The organism is Vibrio sp. 10N.222.54.E6 (assembly GCF_041473955.1).
In the GTDB taxonomy this organism is placed as follows: domain Bacteria; phylum Pseudomonadota; class Gammaproteobacteria; order Enterobacterales; family Vibrionaceae; genus Vibrio; species Vibrio tasmaniensis_A.
In genome coordinates this window covers 1-8608 of the sequence record NZ_JBFRTD010000051.1, presented here as the reverse complement: position 1 = coordinate 8608, position 8608 = coordinate 1, and the positions used below count along the sequence as shown (strand labels likewise).

Annotated in this window: 6 protein-coding genes and 4 pseudogenes; 5 read left to right on the top strand and 5 right to left on the bottom strand. The window is 38.2% G+C overall.

Annotation, left to right across the window (positions count from 1 at the left end):
- Positions 1 to 455: 455 nt before the first annotated feature.
- Positions 456 to 605: pseudogene (locus tag AB4513_RS23360) on the top strand (transposase); the annotation flags it as partial.
- A 601-nt stretch (positions 606 to 1206) separates the two neighbouring features.
- Here AB4513_RS23360 and AB4513_RS23355 read toward each other — a convergent pair.
- From AB4513_RS23355 to AB4513_RS23345, 3 genes and pseudogenes are all read right to left on the bottom strand, one after another.
- The gene (locus AB4513_RS23355; RefSeq protein WP_016800071.1) at positions 1207 to 1386 is read right to left on the bottom strand and encodes a hypothetical protein; all 180 of its coding nucleotides are present in this window, start codon (positions 1384 to 1386) and stop codon (positions 1207 to 1209) included.
- 173 nt (positions 1387 to 1559) lie between these two features.
- Positions 1560 to 2111, bottom strand: a complete 552-nt coding sequence (locus AB4513_RS23350; protein ID WP_240798338.1) for a PadR family transcriptional regulator — start codon at positions 2109 to 2111, stop codon at positions 1560 to 1562.
- 173 nt (positions 2112 to 2284) lie between these two features.
- Positions 2285 to 2776, bottom strand: a pseudogene (locus AB4513_RS23345) (transposase); the annotation flags it as partial.
- A gap of 389 nt (positions 2777 to 3165) precedes the next feature.
- On the opposite strand from AB4513_RS23345, the gene AB4513_RS23340 reads away from it, so the two are divergent.
- Together AB4513_RS23340 and AB4513_RS23335 are read left to right on the top strand one after the other, a co-directional pair.
- On the top strand, positions 3166 to 3411 hold the full coding sequence (locus tag AB4513_RS23340; RefSeq protein ID WP_016800074.1) for a hypothetical protein: 246 nt from the start codon (positions 3166 to 3168) through the stop codon (positions 3409 to 3411).
- 99 nt (positions 3412 to 3510) lie between these two features.
- Complete coding sequence (locus AB4513_RS23335) at positions 3511 to 4146, top strand: LysE family translocator (protein WP_016800075.1); 636 nt, start codon at positions 3511 to 3513, stop codon at positions 4144 to 4146.
- Positions 4147 to 4218: 72 nt separating this feature from the next.
- Here the strand turns inward: AB4513_RS23335 and AB4513_RS23330 are convergent.
- A pseudogene (locus AB4513_RS23330) lies at positions 4219 to 4438 on the bottom strand (IS3 family transposase); the annotation flags it as partial.
- Between the two features lie 406 nt (positions 4439 to 4844).
- Between AB4513_RS23330 and AB4513_RS23325 the strand changes: the two are divergent.
- The gene (locus AB4513_RS23325) at positions 4845 to 6899 is read left to right on the top strand and encodes a hypothetical protein (RefSeq protein ID WP_016800076.1); all 2055 of its coding nucleotides are present in this window, start codon (positions 4845 to 4847) and stop codon (positions 6897 to 6899) included.
- Between the two features lie 405 nt (positions 6900 to 7304).
- Positions 7305 to 8039, top strand: coding sequence for a hypothetical protein (locus tag AB4513_RS23320; protein WP_016800077.1), 735 nt, complete (start codon positions 7305 to 7307; stop codon positions 8037 to 8039).
- Between the two features lie 194 nt (positions 8040 to 8233).
- On the opposite strand, the pseudogene AB4513_RS23315 reads toward AB4513_RS23320, so the two are convergent.
- Positions 8234 to 8392: pseudogene (locus AB4513_RS23315) on the bottom strand (IS630 family transposase); the annotation flags it as partial.
- Between the last annotated feature and the right edge of the window lie 216 nt (positions 8393 to 8608).

Below are 8608 nucleotides of genomic sequence, written 5' to 3'. Positions count from 1 at the left end.
GTACAATGACCACGAAAGAGCCTTGTCCAATCTCTTTCCGACTCTCGTTGCCTTTTGGCTACAGCGTATTAACCACTTCCGCTGTTTCATCACATAACGCGCCTTAAATGGATTCACATTACATTCATCATATTGACTCCCTAGCACTCACCCGATTTTGAGGTTATCAGGAGGAACATCCTCTCACGATTTTGCTCCCGCTCAGCCTAACGACCAAGCTTCGTTACGTTGTCAGAGCCGCTGCTTTATTCAGGATCTTAGGGTCATCTGGTGATACAGATGGTTCACTCTGCGTGGTGAACAACGCTTCATACGACTTCAGGTCGCACGGACAATTATGAGTTAGATAAATTGCAGTACAAATAAAAAGAGGTCTCCTTTACCTGTATTAGTTCCTATTAGCTCTGATAGGTCCCGAGGCGATAAGTGGGGGGACGTAAAGCAAACAGAACCAGCGTGGTAGGTCACGTCGATTCAGTGATTTAGTTATTACTACCACTGCGCTAATGGTGAAACGAGTCTTCTCTATGCCATTGAGATCGCTGCAAGGGTCTATCGATTCAATATTTAGGCTAGCTTCATGTTCCGTTGAGCTGCCCACATAACAAAAGTATCATTCGCCATGCAAAAGAGGTAGATATCTCATCTAAAACAAAAACAAGAGGCGCAATGCAGTGCCTAGCCATTGAGTAGAGAGGCATCAAGGTTTATGGTGAAGGTAAGTAGGAAGTAAAAAACCTTGTTCAGATGGGAAGCTTAGAGTATGGCGAAAGTTACACTTAGCGGTCGATACCAAGACGCCGAAAATCCTTGCTGCTGAGTTAAGTTTATCTAATGTTACCGGTGGAGAAGTGCTCCCGAACTTACTCAAATAAACACGCCGAAGTCTCATAGAGGTATCTGGCGATGGCGCTATGACACGAGGTCTTGTTACTATGCAATTCAGATTAAACTCGCGTTTGAGCTCATCCCCTTCCCGAAATCTCGCGGCTGGTTGCCCGGAGGTGTCCGGTTCCAATAAGTATTGGAAACAGCGGTCTGGTTATCACAAACGTTTACTTTCATAAACTTAGACATGCTCAAAGCGCTGTAGAAGCTTGGGATGCCTGAAACCTGTCGTATTGATTAAAAAGCATATCAAACGGTGAAAAATGGTCTCTCAACTGAATTACGCGACAAAGCGGCCGTGCTTTATTGTCTTCTATTTCACCCATCCTTCCAAAGCGCATCAAATTCTTGGGCTTCAAGGATGTCTTCAATGCGGCGACGAACTTTGGTCTGCTGCTTTAATTTTTCTGGCACGGTTTTACTTGGATATGGTAAGGCGTGGTTGGGTTTAAGCGGTATTTCCATGCGCTGATGGGCTGGTACGGTTCTTTTGTCCATGAGGTGTTCTCCTTATTATGAATCAATCCCACTATTTTAATATTTTGGCTGATGTCGTTCTCTTCAAGTTCATTCTGGGTGCGTGCTTGACGGGGCCTCATCTTCTTGAGGTGTAATGTATTTGGCGATGTGGTCAATTTCTTTTTTAACGACTTTGCTTTGAGTGGACGTTTTCAAAACAAGGTCTTCTGGATGTCTTGGAACCAATCCAAATTCAATTGAACTTCTGCGAGTCGCTTTTTGAGGATAAGGGTTTGACGAGCGTTTAATTGCGGTTGTTTCAAGGTTCGTTCGTAATATTGACAGACCGTGAGGGTGGTTTTGATGCTGAGGTCTATCTCACGGCTTAATTCTGTTGGTGCGAGAGAATGATTCATCAATTTTATACAAAACGAATCTCTATGCTGACAGGTGGCCACCGGTGTCGATAGCCAGTTAATTAGCGCTTGTTTACCAAGTTCGGTGATAGTGAAAGCGTTGCCTTTTGAAGCACAGTTCGCATGCGCTTCTATCCATCTTTCTTTGTGCAATACCTTAATCTCTCGATAAGTATGCTGTAGGACGGCGCTCCAATAATGGGATTGGTTGATTTCTTTGGTGACGCTGTAACCTGAGTGGGGTTTTTCATTTAAATACGTCAATATGACGTAACGTAGTGACATCTTTTTAGTTCCTTCAATTATTACAATGCGGTCGGCTTGAATGCGCTGAGATGTTTTCATCATTATTGGGGCGATTATTAACCTGACGTCTTTATGCTTCTTCCTGTCAGCTATCGCAAGAGGTTGAAGGGTAATTAATAATTAATAATTATCCGTTTTTTGATTTTGAGTTGTTGATAGGCTTTGTGGTAACCATACCGCTCTTTCCAATATTTATTTGAGCCGTATAACTTCTAGCTGCCCATTGCGAGATTTCTAGGATGGCCACGCTCCCAGAAGGCTGCCCCTTCTCTTGGGGGGAATAAGCGCAACGGCTCGCTTAATCTTAATAGCAGCGTGACACGATCTCGTGTCGTAAGCGCCATCACCAGATACCTCAAGGGTGCTTTGACGTGTTTGTTTCAGTAAGTTCGGAAGAACTTCGCCATAAACCTTAAGGCCAGTAGCATCAATGGCTAGGTACTGTATTGCTCCTCTCGTTTTAGTCTTAAATGAGACCTCAACTTGCTTTGTTCTACGACTGATGCAAGTGTAATGCGGACAACTTAATGGAACATGGGCAAGTCTAAATATCGAGTCGATAAATCCTTGTAGCGCTCTCAGTGGCCGCGTTTCACCATGAGCGCTGTCGTGAGAGCTAAATCACTAAACCGACGTGGTCTCCCGCGCTTATTCTGTTTGCTTTGCGCCCACCTGCTTATCGTCTCTTCATCAATCCATGAGGCTAAGAAGGAGAGTGAAGGTAGTTGCTCAGATCATAGGTTGCTGACTTATTTCCATTGAGTTGCGCAAAAAACCGAGGGGAATAAATTAAATCATAAATTAATTGTTTAATTGATGGGTTTTAAGCATTTTATCAAGATGACTACAGTCGTCACATTTATTTTAGTCATTATTATAGTTTCAAAGGATATTTGAGTGGAAACTCCAACTAGTTATATTTGTATTGTTATCGTTGTTCTGGGTCGCGCCTTAAGAGATGACTGCAAAGGTATATTTTTCAGACGTAATAAATTGTTTATTCATTTGCAGATAAATTTGGATAAATAGTTATCTTCCCTCATTAAAAAACGGAATTTAAGCGTTATTCTTTGATTTTTATAAACTCGAATCTAGCATGAAAACTTTAATTTATGAGGATACATTCATCATGCAATATGGACAATCAAGGATTGACGCTGCTTTTCAGAATTTTATAGACAGTTTAACTCAAGCAGATATTTGTAAGCTTCAATCCCAATTTTCAAAAAAGCCTCTGGTTTGCATCGCCGATATACTGCCAGAAAATTTGTGGCTTGAATTGAGTGAGGAAGCATCAAACTTAGTGGAACATTATGGCAAGCGAAAAAGCTTTACTTGTTGATAATCAAGTATTTAGATTCTACGAGAAGTTTGGCTTTCATGTTGCAGATATTAAGCCTATGTGGGTTTACGTACGCACAGACCATTAAAAGGCAATGGCATGGACATTACCACAATCTTATTATTTACAGCTTCAATTACGCTACTATCAATAGTACCTGGTCCAAGTGTGTTGCTAGTGATGATTCAAAGTATGGGGGTCGGGCTTAAGTCGGGTTTAATAACGACCTTAGGAATTGTCATAGGTGCTATGTTATTTTTTAGCATTGCATATTTTAGCATCAATACGGCACTTGCTCAGAACGGCGTCCAAGGAATCTATCACTTCGTACAATTTGTTAGTGCCATATACTTAGGGTGGATAGGCTATAGTCTAATTATGGCGGCTTCTCCTCATTTAAGTGAAACCGATATCTCAACGTCTGATTTATCAACAAAGGAATTTTTTGCCGGGCTATCTATAGCTATGGGGAACCCAAAAACTATCCTTTTTTATGCTTCTATCTTACCTAGTTTTGTTGACCTTACGAATAGTAATATCAGTGATTATATGATCTGTTTGGGGATTGTCGGTATTTCGACGGCACTAGTGCTTTCGATGTATGCTGTCATTGGTTACTGGATGCGGGCACATATAGTGTCAAGATACATTGAACAGTGGGGCAATAAAATTGCAGGATTTTTCTTTGTTTTAATGAGTCTTTACCTTATCTATCTTTTTTCGACGAGTCTATAAATTGGGGAAGCGTAACTGTTTGTAGAGTCTTTTCTTTCACAAAAATTTGGTGAGGGAAAAGTTGTCTTACCTTCATATGAATAAGTGTTTTCCTATTTGATAAGGGTGCTCTACACTTGTCAGACTGACTGGTTTGCTAAGTGACAAGAAATTAACTGGACTTAGATATTCAAGTGCCCTGTGCCTTCTTGTTCGGTAATAATTAACCTCGATGTATTCGAAGAGTGCTTGGCGCATATCTTCTCTCGTCATTATCGGCTCGTATTGGACGTTCTACTTTCATTAAGTGGAAACACTGGCGTTGACGCCCCTATATCAACACTTACGTCATAACTGAAAGGTCTTTGAATGTAATTGGGTAAAGTTAACGAACTATATAATGTTTCAAACACCTTTGTCTTTCCTTTATTGAAAGCCCTTTCCGCTTTGCTACATATAATCTTGTTTTTGACTAATACTGTTCTAGCTGCATTTTCAACCGCAAGCTCTTTCTCACTTAACTCAGAGTCAAAAACTCTCTTGGTGTGGCTCATGCTTTTTCCTTGAATTATTAAGGATGATAATTTTTCAATATAAATAAAACATAAATTATTTAAATGTTCTTATTGATTGATTGAAATAGTCTATTGTCAGTTTTACCAATTTTTTAATTCCATAAAAATTTTCAAAAAATCATATTTTAGGCGGGGGAATGGACAATGAAGTTTAAAATAAGCACTATTGGACTATCAATCGGAGCGGTATTATTTGCCAATAGTGCTAACTCTTTCTATTTTCTTTTGGATGAGGGGGAAGCATGTAAAACTACAACTCTTGAAAAAGAGGTTGATGATTTTCAAGAGGACATCTCACCGATATCAGAAAAAGAAACTCCCATTGGCCAAAAGATTACTAATGAAGAAATTGGTGAGGTTATACCAGAATTTGAAACCGGAGCAATGGAGTTGGCAGAGAAAATTGGTGGAGCTATTGCCGTTGTAAGTGGTGGATTAGAATTGCTTGACGGCATAGAAAATAAAAATGCTGATGAAATCACTGGTGGTGCCGTTCTTTTGGGCTCCTACATAGCACCGGAAATTGCAGGGGAAGTTATCGGCTCAATTTTCTCCGAGTCAATTGCGGAAGCTATAAACCCAGTTATAGGTGTTCTCATCGCTGAAGGGATTGCAATTTATGGTGATATAAAAATGGCTGGGGTCATCAACAAGATGGAAGAGTCCGATCGCACTTTGATGGGTGTCTACTCAAAAGCAATTGATAAAACAGACGCATCACTACTAAAGCTTAAAAAAATAATCCGAGGTGATAATGATGAGATTTATAATTATGAATATAAACATTTTGGAGAATTAACAGTTGAATTATATAAAAACAGTTTCCACAAATTAGCATATAGATTGATTAATGATAATTACTCTAATAGAGTAGATAAATATTTCAAAGATAACACAGTATCCACCCCAATAACCATGCAATTCGTTTCCAGTGAATTACCAGTAACTATTAGCCACCTAATCGGATTAAAGGAAAATTTAAAATACTGGTATTCAACCTCATTGACAGGGAAGAAATACATAAGTAGTTTCGGACATGTCCCATTAAATAATGCAAATTTCCATCCATTATATGAAGGCACAAACAGCATCCGATTTTCAAAATCGATAAAAAATGTTGCAATACCAAATATGCGTTGGTTGAATGATGTATTTTTCCCAGTTTTAGAGAGAACAGTAGATGTAATATATGACAATAGCGATCATCTTGTTGTTGAATTCAAAGATATGCTTACAGATACAAAATTTATCCATAGTCTTCAGGAATCAATGATAACCCCATATAATGATGTTCTAAAAAAATACTATTCTTGGTTATATTTTGGGCATCATATTTTGAAAAACCTTGATTATTCAGAGGTAAAGGTTGAAGAAGGTTTTCTTATTTTTATATCGATATTTATGCCAATTGAAAGCTCAATAATTCAAGGCTCTGTCATGAATGATATTAAATCCAAAATTGATGTTGCTCCATTTGTTTTTGCCATAACAAAGTCACTAATTAGCCAAGGCGTCGATGTGACTGATGAGACCAAGTTTACAAAATTAATTAATGATGCATATTCGAAAATTGGAGAGGAACATTCCACCCTTAAAAACAAAATTATGAGTTCTTATCATGCAGCTAAAGACCTGGTTAATACTAAATTAGTAGATAAATCAGAAATTTCATTAAAGCCAATCAGTCAAGAAAAATTAAATTCGCTTATTGAGAAAATCGATAAACATGTGGCTGATGGAAGCCTAAAGAAAAAGGTAGATGTTGCATTAAATGATGCTGTTTCATTAATGAGCCTACAAGGTGGTGATAACTATGAGACATCATTACGATTCATTGATTATGCTCAAATGACTAGCTCTATTCAAAATAGTTACTTTAACGTTGTGGGCGCATTAATCGATAATTACGTGAAGAAACTACAAAAGTTAAGTGATTGGGAAAATGAAGCCGCTGCTGTAATCTTGAGCGATTTACGTGACGACCTGGTTGCGCTAAATAAAAACAGTAAACTCGTAAATTACTCTTCTCAAGAAGTACATAAATATTCAAGCGGAAACTTTGATTGGCTAGCATTTAACTCAACTCCTTTTTTAGATGAAGATAATAATAAAATAATTAGGTACCTTGATGACACTATCAATTTATGGGTTCCTGTTTCTCAAACAGGACCACCCATGCGCCTGCATCACGCCAATTAGGTCGAATATTGTGATGGGAGCAGGGAAAAAGTATCTTAGATAAAGTTTTAAAAATGATTTTTTGAGTTGATTAACTAAAAATCAAGACTATAGGAAGAGGCACTAGTTTAATTAAATCAAAGGATAATCCATTTTGATGTCTAACGTTCGAGCGACCTAAGGTTAAGAGCAAGCGTATTTCTCTTGCGTCATGTTATCCAGACAACATTGTAAATACTAATGTGGTTCTTAAAGGTGCAGTGCTAAACAGGTAGAAGTGTGGTGAGAGATTTTAAGTCCAATAATCCGAACGTTAGGTGAATGTCCGCTTTTGTAGTTTCTGATGTTATTGAGGGGAATTACAATGGGTTGGCTTCTCCTTTCCCCGGATTACCATAGACCAATTACTCCTTGAAGAGGTGAATCATGATGGGAAGAAAATATAAAATTAAATATCTTATAAATACATTTTTGATATTGCTACTCTCTGCAATTTCATTTAGCTCGATGTCTGGGAGTCTTGAAATTGATGTAACTAAAATAAATCCAAGTGAATTAGACTCGATCAGGCCGAAAATAATAATTCAAAATGGGGAGGTAAGGCTTTCAAAAGTCGGCTTCTCTACTGAAAAGTTAGTTTTAGATAAACCCTTGGAACATTCAGAAGCTAGGAAAAAGCTATATGAGAATGTAAAAAGTATGCTTGAAAAGAACAAAAATATTTTAGCTGATATTGAGGAAGGTAAAATACCATTTCCAAATGAAAGTACTAAAAGTAGCGTAACAGAGGCATTGCAGTTCAATGACGATTTTTTAGAAAGTGCCTCTGATACCTTGGGCTCAGATGTAATAGATTCTAATAAATTATACTTTTCAACTTCATATAAAGGTGAAAATGTAGTGATTAGTGAGGTTAAGGATTGGACTGCATTAGAAAAAAGAAGCATATCTCAAGTGATGTCAGACCCCGATAACATTGTTAATACTAGGCTTAATAGACCGGGAGCGGTTAAAAGAGCGAGTGTTGAAAATGGTAGGGAGATAATTCGAGATTTAAAGAAAGGCGGAGGTGAAATAAAGAAGGTTACTGCTTTTATGATCTCGGATGTTCTTGAGACTAATTATCGAAGGATGGGTTTTTCAACACCTAACTGCTTTTAGTTAGGCATTACATGGCGCAAGAGGTCGCTAAAGCCAAACTGAAAGAGATAATTATGATGTTAATGCTCTCTGAATAAAGAAGAGGTAAAATAATTGATGTCAAAGCAAGCAGCAGCACAAATATATAGATAACTCGCCTTAAAATTGGATGTTTATGACAGAATAAAGCTCACCCACAGCACATATATATTGAATCAACTTGAAGGTGCAGGTTTGAGTACCTGAAAATTATCATTAATCTGAGATGTCAAAGAGCCTGCCATCTCTGGAAGAGTCACGAGAAAAAATTGGTCTATCGCCGCCTTGAAGTCTCGTTTAGTTTTGAAGTAAACGTTGTTTCTCGACTTCTCGTGGCTTTGTTGCAGTACTCAACCCACTTTGTCTTTTGACATCATTAAGCGACTCGGTAGCTGTCGGGCATACCAAGCTGTGTAAATCATGCCGCTAGCATCATTTCCTGTTGTTGTTTTCAAAGTATCTACTGTGTAATTGGGGACCTATAATGGCTTTGTAACGTTGCATCGCATTCTCTGACACATTCCTTTTGCCATACTGCTTTGTCTTTTGCC

Excerpts from the sequence above, each read along its gene's own strand:
- AB4513_RS23355 (WP_016800071.1), bottom strand. The coding sequence starts at position 1,386 with ATGGACAAAAGAACCGTACCAGCCCATCAGCGCATGGAAATACCGCTT.
- AB4513_RS23350 (WP_240798338.1), bottom strand. The coding sequence starts at position 2,111 with ATGATGAAAACATCTCAGCGCATTCAAGCCGACCGCATTGTAATAATT.
- AB4513_RS23340 (WP_016800074.1), top strand. The coding sequence starts at position 3,166 with ATGAAAACTTTAATTTATGAGGATACATTCATCATGCAATATGGACAA.
- AB4513_RS23335 (WP_016800075.1), top strand. The coding sequence starts at position 3,511 with ATGGACATTACCACAATCTTATTATTTACAGCTTCAATTACGCTACTA.
- AB4513_RS23325 (WP_016800076.1), top strand. The coding sequence starts at position 4,845 with ATGAAGTTTAAAATAAGCACTATTGGACTATCAATCGGAGCGGTATTA.
- AB4513_RS23320 (WP_016800077.1), top strand. The coding sequence starts at position 7,305 with ATGATGGGAAGAAAATATAAAATTAAATATCTTATAAATACATTTTTG.